An 18271-nucleotide genomic window follows, 5' to 3' on the forward strand; every position below is an offset into this window, starting at 1 on the left:
TATGAACCATCATAATACGATTAGAAATTGGGGAAAAACTTTTGAATGCTTGCCAAATAAAATATACGCTCCCTGTTCAGAAGAAGATATTTGTCAGATATTACAACACTGTGCCAAAGAAGGCAAAAAATTAAGGCCTATGGGATCACGCTATTCTTATACTCCATTAATTTGCAGTAATGATGCCATTATTTCCTTAGATAACTATCACGGCATCGAAGAGATTAATTACGACGAAATGACAGTTACCGTAAAAGGGGGAACTAAAATTGCGGATCTGGAAAGCGAGTTATTTGCTAATAATTTATCCCTATACAATCTTGGTGATATTAATCAACAAACTATTGCCGGTTTAATTGCGACAGGCTCACATGGTACGGGTTTATCTTTTGGCATTGCATCCACCCAAATAACCTGGATTCAACTAATTACCGCAGATGGCAGGGTAGTAGAATGTTCTCCTACCCAACAACCTGAACTCTTTAAAGCAGCCCAAGTATCTCTAGGAACTTTAGGAATAATTAATAAGGTAAAAATCAAAGTATTACCTAAATATTACATGCAACAAGAACGTAATCTTATTGATTTTGATAAAGCACTTGTCAATTTAATTGCGTCATTTTCAAATAATAGAAATTATGAGTTTTTTTGGTTTCCTTACACCAATTTTGTTTTTGAAAAAAAACATAATATAGTTTCTGAGGAAACAGAAGCAAAAAAATTTAAAAAACTATTTAACGATTATGTCTTGGAAAATGGCGCGTTGTGGTTATTGTGCGAATTATCACGTAATTTTCCTGATTTTTATAGAAAACACGCTAATTATATACTTAAAAATCTAAATTCTAATTTAAAAAATACGGCCCCTAGCACTGAATGCTACGCGACCACGCGCTTAGTTAACCATCGAGAAATAGAATATTCTATACCCATAGAGCAAGCAGTAACTACTATTCAGCAGATTCGCCAATTGTTGAATCAGCATGATGTTCATGTTTCTTTTCCAATTGAAGTACGCAGTGTCGCTGAAGATGATATTTATCTTAGCCCTAACTATCAGCGTAAAACAGTTTGGATTGCTGTCCACGCCTATACCAAAGATATTTATGAACCCATTTTTAGAGAAGCTGAAAAGATTTTTATAGAAAATCAAGGCAGGCCTCATTGGGGAAAAATGCATTGGTTATCCCATAAAGAAATCCAAAATTTATATCCTTGCTTAACGAAGTTTAAAGACATTCGTAAGCAAGTCGACCCCCAAGGTATGTTCTCAAATGGCTATTTAAATAAGCTTTTGGGCGAATGAGCATCCTGGAGAGATATAAAACTATGAGCACGAACAAGCATGCGATTATAACGGGCGGGTCAAGTGGTATTGGTAAAGCCCTCGCGATTAAACTCGCTCACCAAGGATATTCTCTGAGCATTATTGCACGGGATGAGCGTAAATTATGCCAAGCGAAACAAGAAATTATTGCTCACTGTTCCAATGCCCCCCCAATACTTACTTTTAGTGCTGATGTTTCTAAAGAGGCTGAAATTCATCATGCGATTGAAGAGGCTGTTTCAACACAGGGTTACCCAGATTTATTAATCACCTCGGCTGGTGTCGCGCACTGTGATTATTTTAACAACCTCAGTTCAGAACTATTTGAAAAAAACATCTCTATAAATTATTTAGGCTCTTTATATGCAATTAAAGCCGTATTCCCGTATATGAAAAAACAAAAATCGGGACATATTGTTTTAATTTCATCTGGAGCAGGATTGATAGGAATTTGGGGTTATAGTGCCTATGGCCCTTCAAAGTTTGCTATTCGCGGTCTTGCTGAAGCATTAAGGCCTGAGTTTAAAAAATACGGCATTAATGTTTCTATTGTCTATCCACCTGATACCAACACCCCTCAATTAATTCAAGAAGAAAAAACAAAGCCTATTGAAACCCAAAGGATTACCGGAACAGTACAGCCCTGGCCAGCGGATACAATTGCAGACTGCATTGTTCAGGGCATCAAGAAAAACAAATTTCATATTACTCCAGGCTTTTCTATTCGCTTCCTGAGAATTTTTCACAGCCCATTGTTCCAATTATTTAATTTTTATTTCGATATTTTAGTACGACGCCCCATATCTAAAGTGAGTAAGGATGAATAATTATGAGTACTGATTTAATCAGCTTATTTTACAAAAAAGCGGCTGAACAGCCACATAAAAAAATCTTCACTTATTTGCACCCCAATAAACCTGAGCAATCAATTACTTATGGGGAACTTGATTATCAAGCAAAGCAGATAGCGACCTTACTACGCTCGTTCGGTAATCCAGGGGACACCGTTTTATTAGTCTACCCTCCTGGATTAGAATTTATTACTAGTTTTATCGGCTGTGCCTATGCCGGTATGATTATTGTTCCGGTCATTCCCCCAGTGAATTTAGAAACAGCGCATAAATTAAAGCTCATTATCGACAATGCAAAGCCTGTAGTGTGCCTAACTACAAAAGAGCTCAACAATCAGCTCAACAAATTAAAACTAATCAATCAATTAAGTAAAAAACCAATCGTTGGATCGATAGTGAATAAATTTGGTAAAAATTTAATATCAAAATTTACTCCACTTTGGGAGTCGCACTTTTTTTCTTTACAATGGCTAACTACCGATAACCTAGCTATTTCAGTAGATAATTTTTCTTTAGCCCCTATTGATCTCCAAGCGCCTTTATTTTTGCAATATACCTCAGGTTCGACAGGTACACCTAAAGGCGTAGTCGTTACTCATCAAAGTGTGCTGCATAACATTCAATTAATACAATACGTCCTGAACATCCAAGAAGACAAAGATAGTTTATACAGCTGGTTACCTCAATACCATGATATGGGACTTATCGGTTGCATTTTGACCCCCATCTACACGGGTCTTTATACTATTATTGATTCCCCATTTCACTTTTTGACCGAACCATTAAGCTGGCTACAAGGAATGTCAAAATATCGTTGCACCATTTCGGCTGCACCTAATTTTGCCTATAGTCTTTGTGTTTCCAAAGTAACTGAGTTAGAAAAAGCGAAATTAGATTTGAGCCATTGGCGGGTCGCTGTTAATTCAGCAGAGCCAATAAGAATATCGACTTTACGCCAATTTCATAATTGCTTTAAAGAATGTGGCTTTAAAATTGAAAGTTTCTATCCCAGTTATGGTTTAGCCGAATCCACTTTATTTGTTACCACAAAAAATATACAGCCTCAATTTAAATCACTAATCATTGACAAATATGAGCTACAAGCCGGCCGAATTAAAATCAGGGATTCGCTCGATGAGGATTGCCAAGAACTCGTAAGCAGCGGAGATATTGATCCCAGTATAAATCAACATCAAATACTTATTGTCGACCCTCAAAGCAATATAATTCTAGAAGAACAATTAATTGGCGAAATATGGGTTTCGAGCCTTAGTGTGAATCCAGGATACTGGAATCAAGATAACGATGAGATTTTTCAAACAAAATTTGAGGGCCAAGATAATTCGTATCTTAGAACAGGAGATTTAGGTTTTATTAAAGATAATCAACTTTATGTAACCGGCAGAATAAAAGATCTGATTATTATTCGTGGAAAAAACTTCTATCCTCAAGACCTTGAACATGTTGTTGAACAAGTACATACCAATATCCGTGTAGGCTGTGTGAATGTTTTTTCAGTTGATAGTGGGCAACAAGAACAATTAATCGTATTAGTTGAAATAAAAACTAAAAATAATTATGTGGAAATTTGCGATCTGATAAAAAAACACTTAATCCAATCTCAACGAATAGCTCCAGATGTAATTACTTTATTAGAACCAAGAACATTGAAAAAAACGACTAGTGGTAAAGTAAGGCGCCGAGAAATGAAGCAATTATTCATCAACAAAGAGCTACCTACTTTATTTACCTATCAGCACAATTCGATACCTAATGAAGAAGAACCAAGAGTCATTCCTCCTGAGCAATTGGAAAAAGAGTCTTCCCATAATAATGTATCGTCACTCATTTTTAATTCTATTCACCAATTGTTGCGTAATACGCCTATGGAAAACATCTCAAAAGACAGCTCTTTTGCTGAATTAGGTTTTGACTCATTGCTCATGGCCGAACTAGTTGGCCGCTTGCAATTGGAGTTCCCCGAACAGATTGAATTACCAATTCAAGACATTTTGGCTATTTCTGACGTAGGCTCTTTAATTGAACTCATCCAGAGACAACTTAAAAGAAGTAAAATTCCAGAAAAATCTATAAACCACTCGATACCTACTAAAGTTTACTCTTCAGAAGAGCAACAACAATGGATGGAGTTAAAACACTTACCTGAATATCAAAAAATACATCAAACTCGCACTATGCTGGGAGAAGTCGCTAATCAATTATATTTTAATGCAATCTCAGGAATTTCTGATAACTGCATTCAGTTAGAGGAAAAAAGCCTCATTAATTTTTCTGGATACAATTATTTAGGTTATTCTGGTGATGAGCGTGTCATCAAAATGACTAGTGAAGCGATTAATAATTACGGTACCTCGGTATCAGCAAGCCGGTTAGTTTCCGGGCAAAAACTCGTTCATATGGAGTTAGAACAAGCCATTTCAGAGTTGATTGGCACAGAGGACTCTGTCGTATTTTCTGCAGGACACGCGACCAACGTATCAGTCATTACCCATTTATTCGGTATCGAAGATGTTATCTTCCATGATATTTTAATCCATAATAGCTCTTTACAAGGTGCTATTTTCTCTAAAGCAAAGCGTATCCCCTTTCCTCATAATGATTTTAATACCTTAGCCAAATTAATGGAGGCAGAACGTTCTCATTACAGGCGAGCTCTTGTTTTAATTGAAGGTATTTACAGTATGGATGGAGATATCCCGAATGTTCCCGAGTTTATCAAAGTAAAAAACCAATATAATGCACATTTAATGATCGATGAGGCCCATTCTATTGGTGTCCTCGGCGAACATGGCGAGGGAATCCGAGAATATTTTAATTTGTCCGCAAATGATATTGAACTCTGGATGGGCACCCTTAGTAAGGCATTTGCTAGCTGTGGTGGATATATTTCGGGTAAAAAAGAATTAATGGATTACATTCGTTACAGTTGTGCCGGTTTTGTCTTTTCTGCCGGAATATCTCCCGCGAACACGACAGCAGCTCTGGCTAGCATTCAACTATTAAAGAATGAACCTCATAGACCCCAACTATTACAAAAAAATGCGCAAAAACTACTTCTTGATTTAAAAAAACATGGGATAAATACGGGAGCTAGTGAGAATACTCCTATTATTCCTATTATCATCGGAGATGAGAAAAAAACAGTACAACTCTGCCTAAACTTGCGTCAGCAAGGAATATATACGCATCCGATTATTTATCCTGCTGTAGAAAGAGATTTGGCACGAATTAGGTTATTTATTAATTATATGCATACCGAAGAGCAATTAGCTTATACAACGGAAGTTATCTATAAATATTTAGATTAAAATATTAGTGAATGATGTTTTTAACATCATTCACTAATATAAAACAAGCTCCCTTAATACCGCCGTGGCATAAGACCCAGCAGGTAAAATAAAAGACAACTCAGCAACCTTGTCTTGAATTACACAATCAAATTGTTCCACATGCAAAATATTTGCCCGCCATGCTTCCTCCAATCCCACACGTTCTAATCCAGCCAACCAGGGTTGCCAATCAGCATAGATTTTATCGATCAACGCTGAAGCCTCTCCCTGAACCTTATGCTTACTTTTTCCAGGCAAAGGACTGGCAGGGGAAATATCTTTATCCCGAATGCGCTGCATTAATTCTTCTTGTACCTCATCAATGACAAAAATACTCTTTGAACCACTAAGTTGCATCACATCGCCGGTCAAAGGAGTATTCCAATTTCGTTCACTAACACGATGCGCCAAAATTAAATTAAAAATCCATGAACGCGCAGCCGAGCAATACATTCCTTTACGAAAACGATCTTTTACTTTACGCCCTTGCACCAGCATCTCTTCGGCCCGACTTAAATTACCTGCATCATGGCCAAATCGTTGTTCACCAAAATAATTAGGTACACCGGCTTTTTTAATTGCTTCTACGCGCTGTAAAAACGCGGCCTCATCAGTAAGATCACGCAAACGAATAATAAACTGGTTGCCCGTTAAAAATCCTGGCTTAAGTTTTTTATGATGACGGGTGCATTCCAGAACCCGCCACCCCGGTGCTGAAAGCTGTTCAATCCCCGGAATTTCTTCTCCTGGAGCATGCACGCTTAGCCATTGAGTGGTTAATGCTTGACGGTCTTTTAATCCGGCATAACTAATCATTTTAACTGGCTTATGAATTAACGAGGCAAGAGATTTCACAACCTCTTCAGTATTCAAACCACTTTTTTCTATCCTTAATAGAATATGTTCGCCTTGACCACTAAAAGGAGTATCAAAGAATTCGTTAACCTGAAAATCTTCAGGTACGCATTTTAAATGTGCGGTAGATTGTGGTAAACCATAAACCCGCGACCAATCCAAAGAATACATTTAACAACCACCTATCTAAAAAATATCAGAAAAACCATCTGAGCTAACAAATTTTAAGTGCATAGTTTAAAAATAATCCGTAAAATCTATAGCTTTTGCTGTTAACTTGAATAGGTTAACACCGAACCCCAGGTAGAAACTAGGGGCAGTTACCCGTAGCTTTCGGCAACATATAACAATGAGAGAGAAAGAATGAATCGCCCAACTGAACTAAACTCATGGAAAAAGCTTAAAAGATGCGCCCCTAGTTTACCGAAATCTTCTGCCCCACAAAACGCATACGTTTCAAGCGAGCACCTGACACTGGATTATAGTGGACAGCCAATTAGTGACTCAATATTAAACCTTTTACTTGAACTTGCTCATGAAAGCAAATTATCTGAGCATATGCTTGCCCTGTTTGAAGGTGAACGCATTAATAATACAGAAGACCGCCCCGCCTTACATACTGCTTTGCGTGCTCAAGAGCAGGATAAAATTTATGTTAATGGGCATAATGTAGTTTCTAATGTCACCGATGTGCGCCAAAAAATGAAGACTATTTCCACTCAAATTAGAGAGGGAAAATGGTTAGGTTATACGGGTAAACCGATTACGGATGTTGTTAATTTAGGAATTGGCGGCTCTATGCTTGGCCCCTTCTTTTGCGTTGATGCTCTTAGCGATTATGTCACGAGTCAATTAAATTTTCACTTTGTCGCGGAAGTAGATCCGAATGCATTTACACGCGTTAGCGCCAAATTAAATCCAGAGACGACTCTGTTCATTGTTTCCTCAAAATCATTCACGACGCCAGAAACTGTATATAACATGGAGAAAGCTTTGGCGTGGATGAATCTAGACCAACATGTAGATAAACATTTTATTGCCATCACCGCTAATGTAGAAAGGGCCCGTGAATTGGGCTTTAAGCAAATTCTTCCCATTTGGGATTGGGTTGGTGGTCGTTATTCTGTTTGCTCTTCCATTAATTTAATTACATGTATTGCTATAGGCTATGAGCATTTTTCTGCTCTCCTTGATGGCGCGAATAGCATGGATCAGCATTTCAAAACTACTGAGTTTTCCAAAAACTTACCCGTTCTTTTAGGCTTATTAGGGATTTGGAATATCAACTTTTTAGATAATAATAACTTATTAATGCTGACCTATTCTGAAGATTTAAAATTCCTGGTTCCCTACCTGCAACAACTCGATATGGAAAGCAATGGAAAATCAGTGAATAAACAAGGTCAGCGAGTTAATTACGATACAGGCCCAATTATTTGGGGTGGTCCCGGAAATCATGCCCAGCATAGTTATTATCAGCTACTGTGTCAGGGAACTCGCAAAATTTCAGCAGATTTAATTAGTGTAAAAATTTTTGATCAAGAACCTATTAACAAAATGTGTCTTGGCCATCGAAAGGTACTCACCCAAGGAGTTGCTACAGAGGATAATCCTTACAGCTATATCCAAGGGGAGCTCCCGGTAAATCACATTTCCTTAGCCGATTCCTCTCCTAGAACTCTCGGCGCGCTTATTGCCTTGTATGAGCATAAAATTTTTGTGCAAGGAGTAATCTGGAACATTAATTCATTTGATCAACCAGGTGTAGAAAGCGCTAAGAAAATATTTAAACAATACTCCTAGGTAGAAACATGAACGATAAACAATCTATTTCCCTCATCGGTGCGGGCCATCTTGGCCGCGCGTTGCTATGCGGGCTAATCAAAAGTGGCTATCCCGCTCAATCCATTACAGTCAGCAATCGCAGCCAGGATAAATTAAGTCGTTTGGTGAATGAGTTGGCTGTTTTACCAGCAACAACAAATAACGAGGCCGTCGATGCCGCAGAACTGCTTATACTTGCAGTAAAGCCTCAATTTATGCAGGATGTATGTCAAGAAATCGCCGCAAAAGTGCAAATGAAAAAACCACTCATTATTTCATTGGCAGGAGTAACGGAAATAGAACAAATTGCTCAATGGCTTGGGGGCCCGGATTTAAGTATCATCCGAGTTATGACCAATACCCCCATGGAATTTTGCAAAGGAACTTCTGCCCTGTTTGCAAACTCATGTGCCACGCATGCCCATAAAAAAATAACTGAGGCACTCTTTAACGCTGTAGGCTCTGCATTCTGGGTTGATAAAGAACAACTATTAGACCCTCTGACAGCGGCTATTGGCAGTGCTCCGGCTTATGTATTCTTGTTCATGGAGGCACTACAAAAGGCAGCAGTCAGTCAAAATATTCCTGAAGAGTTAGCAGAAAAAATAGCCATTGATGTAGTAAGTGGCGCAGCAGCCTTGGCAAGGCAGTCGAACTATTCTTTTGCTAAATTACGAGCCGGAGTAACGACCCCCCATGGTATTACCGAACACTCATTAAAGGCATTAGATACGGAAAATTTTTTCACCAGCTTTAAGGAAATATATCAGGCCGCAAATGATCGTATTGAACAAATCAAATCGAAGTAAAGTGTAGCAATGTCGTCCGTATAGAGTGATGGATCTCCTGAATGAAGCACACACGTTAAAAATGGGTATCATGGCAAATTCAAGAGATCCTTCGTAGTAAGCTCCTCAGATGGTGGTGTTCCTCATATCAACGATGGCTTACCACCGAAAAGAATAAAATAAGGCATAAACTTCTTTTTTCGCCCTATTAGTGTAAACTTAAATCAAACAAACCAAATAATATTCTTTATGCCCAATTTTATATTCGATACGAGCTTTCTTAAAAGAAATCAAACGATAGAACCAGTTAATAAAGAACATTTTTCTGCTCTATATCAAGGGCAAACGCCGATCTATTTTAACGCTACAGATGATCCGAATACACATGCTCAATTACTAGCATTTAAAACGGGGCCTTCTTACGACTCATTCAAAAATCAGTATGAGCAAATACTAGCCAGCATTAGAAGATGGTGCGTTGCTAATCATGTTCCACTAATAAGAGTAAGAAGTGACGATCCACAAGGAATTTCAGCAATTAGATTATTTTACTATCGTTTATTTGATCCAGATGATTTTTTTAGTATTCGTGCTGCCATACTTTTTAGTGAGGGTAAAAAGTCCCTAGAAGAATTATACCTATTATTACACGATGAACGAATACCATTTGATAGTAAAAAAAATGTTTTAATGAACCTCCAGGAAGGGATTGTGGTATGTGGAGATGGCACCTTAACCAACATTATTGATGCTAAAGATGATTTAAAAGCCGCAACAGGCCTAGATCAAACTATAGCATCAGCTAAGAAAAAACTGATTCAGCAACAAATATTGAATTTTATCAATTTGAACCACTTCAACATACAACCAGGCAATGAAATCCATCTTGCTAACGCCTTCTATGATGTTGTAACTGATAGCTATGGTGTGGCTAAAAGAAATGATAATATTAAAACCCCTGGCTCTGAAAAATATTCAGACGAACTCATAGCGTATCTAAACGCCCAACTAACTCCTCAGGTCGTAATTCGCTTTTTAACAGAGCAAATGCTGCTGGATCTCCTGCCACTCCAGGAAACCTTATTTAAAGATAAAAAAATGGTAGAATGGTCTGCTGATTTCATTAGTAATGCAGAAAAACTTATTAAGCCATTTAATGATCGTTACAGCCCTTTAATGACGATTGATATGCACTCAATAATGCAAAGTGATGAAGATGGATTACTACTTAGCCCCAAGCCAATTAATGAAACTGAGATCCATGTAACGACCATCAAACAATTCTACAAATTATTTTGTAAGTGGAACACAACATCCAATATAGTAACACTAGAAGATGCCCCTAGAACCCTAAACTACGCTGAATCGTTTATCTGGATTGAAGAAGGTTCAGAAATAAAAAGTTGTACCCCACACCAATTTTTTGCACCATATCTTAGAACAAGAAAGCCCTTTACGCGAGAGCAAGTCGAACGGCATCCTGTCCTTGAGACCCAAGGAATCGAGCTAGTTAATCAATTATGGACACATTACCCCTACTATAGAAACGAATTGGTACAATGTCTTAGTGATCCTGATGTTGATGTTGCTTATTTGTTGTCTTGCTCTAATGTGGAGCTCATAGAAGAAATCATTCGTAATCAACATCAACCCCAAAAAGCATTTTCATTTGTTGTGGATCTTCAGGTTGTGCGCTCATTCCATAGAGCTGAAAAATTTGACGTATTGAAGCAGCTCGGTGAATGCGGAATAATTGATACCTATAAACTGGCGCTAAATAAAGAATATGAGCTATTAAACTCATTACTTCAGCACGATGTATTAGGCCCAGACCATTTTCGTTATCCTCTCAATTATGCACTAGTAGGTCCTCATAAACATGTAGATATAGAGAAAACCATTTGTCTATTAGCTTCAAATCAACAATTTGACTTGATTGGCAAACTATCTGATAAAGGTTTAATTTCTGAAGCAATGCTTCTACGCGTATCACCCCATCTTAAAACTCCTGCTTTAAAAATATTGTACACCCAAAATCAAACGGACCTGATTAAGCAACTTTTTCGAAATGGCTCATTAACTACGACACAACTTGCTATGGCCCAAAAATGGGAGATTCTTGGCTCGTTATTAGCAGAGGGGGCTATTCAACCTCAGCATTTGAGTTATAGAATTGAAGCGGGGGTGCATTATCAACAAAATAGTATTTGGATTTTAATCCTTTATAATCAAATAGATTTATTAAAAAATTTACTTGATAAACAATTACTTAAAACAGAGCAATTCATTGCTAAAGCAGGAAGTGGTACTTATAAAGGAAAAACAGCTCTAGATTTGCTTTTTCAAGCAGAGAGGTTTGATTTAATTAAATCACTCCTCGAAAAAAAAGCAATCAATGTACTAGTACTTGCAGAAAAAAAAGAATTTTCTGCGCTAGCTAAATTAATCGATCATCAGCTATTAACTGAAGAAGATATTAATGAAGAGGTTCGGATAACAAGAGGCACTAAATCCCCTCTCAAGTTCCTTGTTAAACACCAACAATTTGAGTTATTGCAAAAATTAGCTGATCAAGGTCTGTTGACAAAAGAGCATCTTTCTCTACGATTAGAATCTAGTAAAAACTTTGAGCAATTGCTGAATGAACATCAGCAACAGAATTTAATCCAGCAATTAAAATATGCGGCTGGTGCATCTCCAGAGCGAATGGATGTAGACTACGATTTAGAAAATCCTCCTAATAGGCCGAGAAGAATGAGAGAAGGAAATCCGGAGTTTGCCTATCAAGAGCCTCTACTTAAAAAAAGAAAGTCTAAGCCTATTACATTTTTTTCCGAAGTTCCTGATACTAATGAAAATAATGCTCCATCTAATGACACGGTGCCGGATACTTATAGAGGAAGTTCGACGTAGGTATTTATTAGCACCTCACTGCCATTATCCATGAATTATCTTTATAACCTGTAGATTGGGTCCCACCTAGGGATTTGCAAACTAGCCCAATGTCGCAATGGGCCGTACCCAGGGATTAAGCCGCTTCAATGATGGAGGCAATTTTTTAATAGAATCCTGTGCATCAGTCATATTGCTGTATTCCCCGATAGTAAGCACATACCAGACAACATTATGCTCTTTGTAATGATTTAATTTTGCAGTGGAATAAAGTAATTTATTGCTTTTGATATAACGTTTCATATCAATTTTATCAGTGCTCGCAACCAATTGAATTGTATATAATTTTTCTTGCAAAGCTCGAGCAATAGCGGCTTTGTTGCGATCAATCTTAGCGTGCCTTTGCGCCTGTTCTAGCTGAGTGATTACGGCGCCATTTACTTCATTTCCAATTAAATCTAAATTTTGTTTTACAGCTATTTTATGCTCAACCAATTCTCGTGTAGCGGAATCTTGCCATGACGGAATTTGGCTGGCTAATACTGTTTGTTGTACGGGTTTAGTAGCGGTATTGACTCTATTTATGGGGGGCTCTTGATTAAAGGCCTTAACAATAAATAAACAACAAAGCGTCGAAAGAACTGCACTCCCCACCGGAATGCTGAATTTTTTCACCATATCAAGAGTCGAGAGTTCTTTCTTATGGGCAAAGTTAAAAATGAATGATTCGAGACTCGAATTAATTTTAGCCACATTTCCCTTAGTTAACTGATAAATTTTTTTAAGCTGGACTTCGGAAAGTGGCTTGGTAATTAAACGAGAAGCTGTAGCCCGTTCAAGCACATAAGTTCTCGTTTCAACTTCAGTTAATACTCCTAACTCTATCGTATGGACTAACCCATTAAAAAATGATGCTGAAAAACCATTTAACGCAGCAACAATCGAGTAGTCGGAGAATAAACACAGATGAAAAAAATTAAAATTTTCCTGATTTTTAATCGCTAACATAACCTCTTTGATAAATACTTCAGGTAAATGTTGAGCATCATCAATCATCAAAAGAACATGCGCTCTACGCTCATTAATTTGCGCCACCAAAGAGGACATATCTGTATGTTCATCCTGCTTCAAGTGAAATTGGTCAGCGATACTACTAATGATTCCTTCGCGATTGCAGGGGGCTTTTATGGTGATTACTAGTGGATTTATTTGCGGATCTAAATTCTCTTGCAGTAACGAGGCAAATGAAGTTTTGCCCCCGGCCTTTTCAGACAATACGGTAATCAGCGTATTATTAAAAAGAATCAAATGATTAATGAACTCAATCTTTGACAACCATGATTCTGGCTTTAACAATGTTCTAGGTTGTACTACAGCTGCTAACTCAGACTGAAACAATCCATCCCTCATTTTTACTCTCCTTCAACTGCAACACTCAGCGTATCATATAAACTATCTTCTGTTACCTGTTCTTCCAGATAACAATCTCCTGGATTTCTAATCAGCACAAAACGTAAACAATTATTTTTAATTTTTTTATCTAAACTCATTAGCTCTCTTAATTTGTGCAAATCAATAGTCGCTGGAATTTTATGAGGTAGTCCCGCATCACGTAACATTTGTTCAACGGAATTGACTAACTCCTCATTAATTAAACCGATTTTATGAGATAACACCGCGGCGCAATATAATCCTATGGCGACGGCCTCGCCGTGCAACCATTGCTGATACTGAGTGTAAGCTTCCAAAGCATGAGCAAATGTATGGCCAAGATTTAATAAAGCACGCTGACCTCTTTCTTTTTCATCCGTTTCCACAAAACGAGCTTTAATCTGGCAACATGCCGCAATAAGCTGGGGTAAATCTGGGTTCTTCGCGGTTAAACCCTCTTTCAATGCCTGGCTTAATTTCGCTAAAAAATCCCCACCAGCAAGCAGACCATATTTAATTATCTCCGCAACACCTGCGCGAAACTCCCGTTCGGGTAAGGTGTCTAAGGTGGCAATATCAATTAACACGGCTTGCGGCTGATAAAAACTGCCAATTAAATTTTTACCTTGAGGATGATTAATTGCTGTTTTTCCCCCAACTGAAGCATCAACCTGGGCTAATAAGGTAGTTGGTATTTGAATAAATCCAACCCCACGTTGATAGGTTGCGGCAGCAAAACCAGCCATATCACCAATTACTCCGCCACCTAAGGCAATAATTGTGGTATCACGATGATGTTTATTTTGAATTAATGCATCATAAATGGCAAATAAACTGTGTTGATTTTTATGCTGTTCCCCATCGTCTAAAATAACTACATCGCATTGAATGTCGCTTAATGCAGATTGTATGTAGTTTAAATAAAGTGGCGCAACAGTGTAGTTCGTGACAACAAGAGCTTGCGGAGACTTCACGAAGGTTCGCAACCAATCAGCGCAGCCCAAACCATCGCGACATATACTAATGGAATAACAATGCCCGGTTAATGAAACATCAACCTGTTCATTAACCTTAAAGTTCGCCATAAATATATTTTATTATATTATTTGCCACCGCTTTAACTGTTAATTTATCTGTTTCAAAACTTACGTCGGCTAACTCATCATAGAATGGCTCACGCTCATCTCTTAGTGATTCTAATCTTCCTTCAAGGTCATTCGTTTGCAACAAGGGGCGTTTGGTATCACGCTTGGTTCGCTCAAATTGTTGCTGTAATGATGTTTTGAGGTATATAACAGTCCCTCGTCCAGCAAGCGCGTTTCTATTTTCAGGCGTAATTACAACTCCACCACCAGTGGCCAAAACGATATTAGTCTTTTGCGTTAACTCATCAATAACTTTTTGTTCACGGCGTCTAAACCCTTCCTCGCCTTCAATATCAAAGATCCAAGATATATCTGCACCTGCGCGCTCTTCAATGACCTCATCTGAATCAAAAAATTCTAATTTGAGCTCCTTTGCCAAAGCACGACCAATTGTGCTCTTTCCAGCACCCATAGGCCCAATCAGAAAAATATTTCGTACTTTAACTATGCTCATTTTTTATTACATACCTCTTTCTACTGTGGTGTCATAAATTAAACATGTTATTATAACAATAAATCCCACTATTCGCAGTCATTAACTGTGCTATTTGTAGGAGAATTATCAATTATTCCTAAAACTACGTTGAATATTCTACACAAATACAGGATAAAAACCCATAAAATTATTTAATATGAGTTAGATATAAGAAATAATACTATTTTTTATATCGATTTTACGCCTAAATTTACAAATAGACACCTACCAATCCTTCTTTCAGGACTAAATGACAGTCCTTATATATATTTTACTTTCCTGAGGAAGTATTAACCAAGGAATTTATTACTTTTGGTGTAATAAAAATAAGCAATTCATCATTTTTCAATGAAACTTGCGTATTTCGAAATAAATTCCCAACAACAGGCAGCTGCCCTAAAAAAGGTATTCTCGTGATTGTCTTACTCTTGTCCTGCTGGTAAATACCCCCAAGAACAATAGTCTGACCATTACTTACTAGCACATTTGTCTTAATTTCCTTTGTAAGTATAGCAGGAACCCCATTAAATAGTTGTGCGGATGCCGTATCTTGATTAATTTTTAATTCCATTAGAATTTTACTATCTGGAGTAATTTGTGGCGTTACTTTTAAGCTCAAAACAGCTTTTTTAAAAGAAACCGACGTAGCGCCACTAGCCATAGCCTCTTGATAAGGTATTTCTTGGCCAGAATTAATTACCGCCGGTTGCTGATTAGTCGCTATCAATCTTGGGCTGGAAATTAATTCAGCACGGCCCTCACTTTCCAAAGCAGAAAGCTCCAAATCCAGTAGAATGTTATCGCTAAGTTTTGCAAGCGCAATACCGACAGAAGCAGGATTCATTCCCGCAATGGGTACGGCAACCAAATCTAAATTTAATCGTTGTGAATAGGGATTAACATCAGCAGGCGGGATTCCCTGCCCCATTTGATTCACACCGGCCAAAGTACCACTCAGTCTGCCTGGTTTTGAAACACCCCAACGAATCCCTAAATCACGCGAAAAGTCTTTCGATACTTCAACAATACGCGCCTCAATTAAAACTTGCTTGACCGGCACATCCAACTGATTCACTAACTTCCGAACCGCGGTAATTTTATCAACGCGATCCTGAATCCAAATAGAGTTAGTACGAACATCAGCGCTAATCTTCCCCTGTTCCGAAAGCATCGAGTTTTGACCATCTTTGAGCAAAGCGACTATATCGATCGCTTTAGCATAATTGATTTGTACTAGTTCGGAACGAACCAGGACAGCCTGCTGTCGATTTTTAATGTATGAAGCTTCAAGCTTCCTTCTCGCTGTTTTAGTGTCAATCAAGATGACATTATTTGCAGCATGCATCTCCAAGCCATGCGTCGTTAAAATAATATCCAAGGCTTGCTCCCAAGGAATATCATTTAAACTCAAAGTAATATTCCCACTCACCCGCTTACTTACTACAATATTCAAATGAGTAAACTCAGCAATAATCTGCAATACGGCACGAACACTGATGTTTTGAAAATTAAGCGAAATATGTTTACCGGCAACAAGGCTTTTTTTAGCTTCCTGCTTTTGCAGTAGCACAGGGCGGCGGCTTAAATTTGGGGGATATAAACTATTCTGCGCAAATACCTCCGTAAAGCTAGCAACTATTAAACTGATGAATACGATAATCTTTTGCACCTTTACTCCTGTTTTTCTGTATGCAATTTCAGAGTAGCTCTATGCTTTTCCAAAGCTCCTGAACTGCTCTTAATGGTTTTTTCCAAACTGATTTCATCCAGGTTAATAGCTACAATGCGCCCCCTCTCTTTTCCTAGATAATCACCCACTCTCACTTGAGTGATCGACGTTTCAGGCCCAACAATTAACCCCCTGCGCCTAGCCCCTTGTATTAAGACTCCAACTAATTTTAGTGAATTCAAAGGATGAGCATCTAAATACCTTTTTCCAGCCCGTAAATATGGCTTTTGTAAATCAGTTGGTTTAAATGGATTCCGTCGCTTCATGGCATTAGGTAATTTAAAAAGAGGTTCTTGCTTTAATAACGGATTAGCGGGCGCTGCGCGTTGTTTTTGCTGTTTCACCCGTTGAATATACTGTGCTAAATCATGATTATCGTTGGAGCAAGCTCCTAATAATAAGGAAAATATACAGATTGTAATTTGCGGCTTATAATTCATTTATTGATTACGGTAGCGGTATATTTTAGCGGTGGCATTCATCACCAACACCTCGTCACAGGCTGGTTGATTACAATGTGACAGCCCCCCTTTAATACTAAAATCATGAAAAGTAACAATACGCTCCATGGTTGTTATTTGACTTAGAAATGATGCCAATTGAAAATAATCTCCCTCAATAGAAATTTTTATTGGCAATATGGTATAAAATCCATGCACTTCCTCAGCCTGAGGGGCAAATAAAAGAAACTTAAGGCCAGAAATCATTCCGATTTTCGAAATTTTCTCCAATAAACCATAAAGTTCATTGTCTACCGGTAAGTATCTAAGTAAGGGAGTAAACTGCTCCTTCAGCTTAAATAGCTGATGACGGTAAGCATCTAAATTAACCACCTGTCGTTGCTTGGTTTCAAAATCTGCTTTCAAAATAATTTCTTGAGCGTGTAATTCCATATAACTAGAGAGATTGTCATGAATTACCAAACAATATCCCAAAATGAGAATTAAACCACTCAGACCTAACAACATGCCTGTCTTCACTGATTTTGGCCACTGTCCCATTGTTTCTAAGGTTAGCTCATGAAAAGAAATACGACTCATAATTGGGCACCAACTGAGTATTTAGGTCCAAGAATGAATGTTAATTTAAAGCCATTATTTATAGGCTGCTTATCGTCTACCTGTTTAACCACATGAAGAATTGGGTGCTGAATCCATTCGTTATGCACCATATTTTGCAAGGTCCAAGAAACATCAATATTGGACTTAGCATAACCAAATAGGGAAATCACATCGTCTTTTTCTTCCACTTTACGCAAATATACACCTGTCGGAACAATCCAAGTTAACTCATTAAATAAATGAACAATCAGCCTGCGCTTTGAAAGTAAGTGATGAACTGCGGAAATTTGCGACAAGAGCCTGGCCCGTGTCTTTTCCAAGATTTTTAATTCTTTTATCTGTCCGTCATAAACAGTAAGCTCCTGCCGCAGCATCTGGTTTCTGATTTGCTGATTATTTGTTAAATTCAATACATAATAATTAATTGAGAATGTCGTTAATAGTGCAAGGATGCTGCCAAGACTTAACCTTATGATAAATGCTCTTTTTTCTTGTTGACGTTTGTATTCACGCCAAGGTAATAAGTTAATTTGGACCATCATG

The 18271-nt window shown here is 37.9% G+C and carries 13 protein-coding genes and 1 pseudogene; 6 read left to right on the forward strand and 8 right to left on the reverse strand.

Annotated elements, in window-relative coordinates:
* Window position 1: 1 nt before the first annotated feature.
* Genes E1P08_RS04455 through E1P08_RS04465 form a run of 3 tightly spaced genes read left to right on the forward strand, consistent with a single transcriptional unit; the run spans window position 2 to window position 5507 of the window.
* Window positions 2-1306, forward strand: coding sequence for a D-arabinono-1,4-lactone oxidase (locus E1P08_RS04455; protein ID WP_133135784.1), 1305 nt, complete (start codon window positions 2-4; stop codon window positions 1304-1306).
* Window positions 1307-1329: 23 nt separating this feature from the next.
* Complete coding sequence (locus E1P08_RS04460) at window positions 1330-2154, forward strand: SDR family oxidoreductase (RefSeq protein WP_133135785.1); 825 nt, start codon at window positions 1330-1332, stop codon at window positions 2152-2154.
* Between the two features lie 2 nt (window positions 2155-2156).
* Window positions 2157-5507 (forward strand): aminotransferase class I/II-fold pyridoxal phosphate-dependent enzyme, encoded by a 3351-nt coding sequence (locus tag E1P08_RS04465; protein ID WP_133135786.1) that lies wholly within the window; start codon window positions 2157-2159, stop codon window positions 5505-5507.
* Window positions 5508-5540: 33 nt separating this feature from the next.
* Here the strand turns inward: E1P08_RS04465 and truD are convergent, their stop codons facing one another.
* On the reverse strand, window positions 5541-6554 hold the full coding sequence (gene truD, locus E1P08_RS04470) for a tRNA pseudouridine(13) synthase TruD (RefSeq protein ID WP_133135787.1): 1014 nt from the start codon (window positions 6552-6554) through the stop codon (window positions 5541-5543).
* Window positions 6555-6746: 192 nt separating this feature from the next.
* Between truD and pgi the strand changes: the two genes are divergently transcribed.
* The 3 genes from pgi (at window position 6747) to E1P08_RS04485 (ending at window position 11908) form a co-directional block, all read left to right on the forward strand.
* A complete protein-coding gene (gene pgi / locus E1P08_RS04475) occupies window positions 6747-8186 on the forward strand; it encodes a glucose-6-phosphate isomerase (RefSeq protein WP_133135788.1) in 1440 nt (479 codons plus the stop codon).
* An 8-nt stretch (window positions 8187-8194) separates the two neighbouring features.
* On the forward strand, window positions 8195-9016 hold the full coding sequence (proC, locus tag E1P08_RS04480; protein ID WP_133135789.1) for a pyrroline-5-carboxylate reductase: 822 nt from the start codon (window positions 8195-8197) through the stop codon (window positions 9014-9016).
* Window positions 9017-9244: 228 nt separating this feature from the next.
* Window positions 9245-11908, forward strand: a complete 2664-nt coding sequence (locus tag E1P08_RS04485; RefSeq protein WP_133135790.1) for a hypothetical protein — start codon at window positions 9245-9247, stop codon at window positions 11906-11908.
* An 81-nt stretch (window positions 11909-11989) separates the two neighbouring features.
* Here the strand turns inward: E1P08_RS04485 and E1P08_RS04490 are convergent, their stop codons facing one another.
* The 7 genes and pseudogenes from E1P08_RS04490 to E1P08_RS04520 form a co-directional block, all read right to left on the reverse strand.
* Window positions 11990-13297, reverse strand: coding sequence for an SPOR domain-containing protein (locus E1P08_RS04490; protein WP_133135791.1), 1308 nt, complete (start codon window positions 13295-13297; stop codon window positions 11990-11992).
* Window positions 13298-13299: 2 nt separating this feature from the next.
* A complete protein-coding gene (gene aroB, locus E1P08_RS04495) occupies window positions 13300-14403 on the reverse strand; it encodes a 3-dehydroquinate synthase (RefSeq protein ID WP_133135792.1) in 1104 nt (367 codons plus the stop codon).
* A complete protein-coding gene (aroK, locus tag E1P08_RS04500) occupies window positions 14390-14917 on the reverse strand; it encodes a shikimate kinase AroK (RefSeq protein WP_040534720.1) in 528 nt (175 codons plus the stop codon). The genes aroB and aroK overlap by 14 nt, the downstream gene beginning before the upstream one ends.
* 292 nt (window positions 14918-15209) lie before the next feature.
* Window positions 15210-16502, reverse strand: a pseudogene (locus E1P08_RS04505) (type IV pilus secretin PilQ); the annotation flags it as partial.
* 107 nt (window positions 16503-16609) lie between these two features.
* Entirely contained in the window at window positions 16610-17107 is a 498-nt protein-coding gene (locus E1P08_RS04510; RefSeq protein ID WP_133135794.1) for a pilus assembly protein PilP, read from the reverse strand.
* Window positions 17108-17707, reverse strand: coding sequence for a type IV pilus inner membrane component PilO (locus E1P08_RS04515; RefSeq protein WP_133135795.1), 600 nt, complete (start codon window positions 17705-17707; stop codon window positions 17108-17110).
* A complete protein-coding gene (locus E1P08_RS04520) occupies window positions 17704-18270 on the reverse strand; it encodes a PilN domain-containing protein (protein WP_133135796.1) in 567 nt (188 codons plus the stop codon). Before E1P08_RS04520 ends, E1P08_RS04515 begins: the two co-directional genes overlap by 4 nt.
* Window position 18271: the final 1 nt, after the last annotated feature.

Source organism: Legionella rowbothamii, assembly GCF_900639985.1.
Lineage (GTDB): Bacteria > Pseudomonadota > Gammaproteobacteria > Legionellales > Legionellaceae > Legionella > Legionella rowbothamii.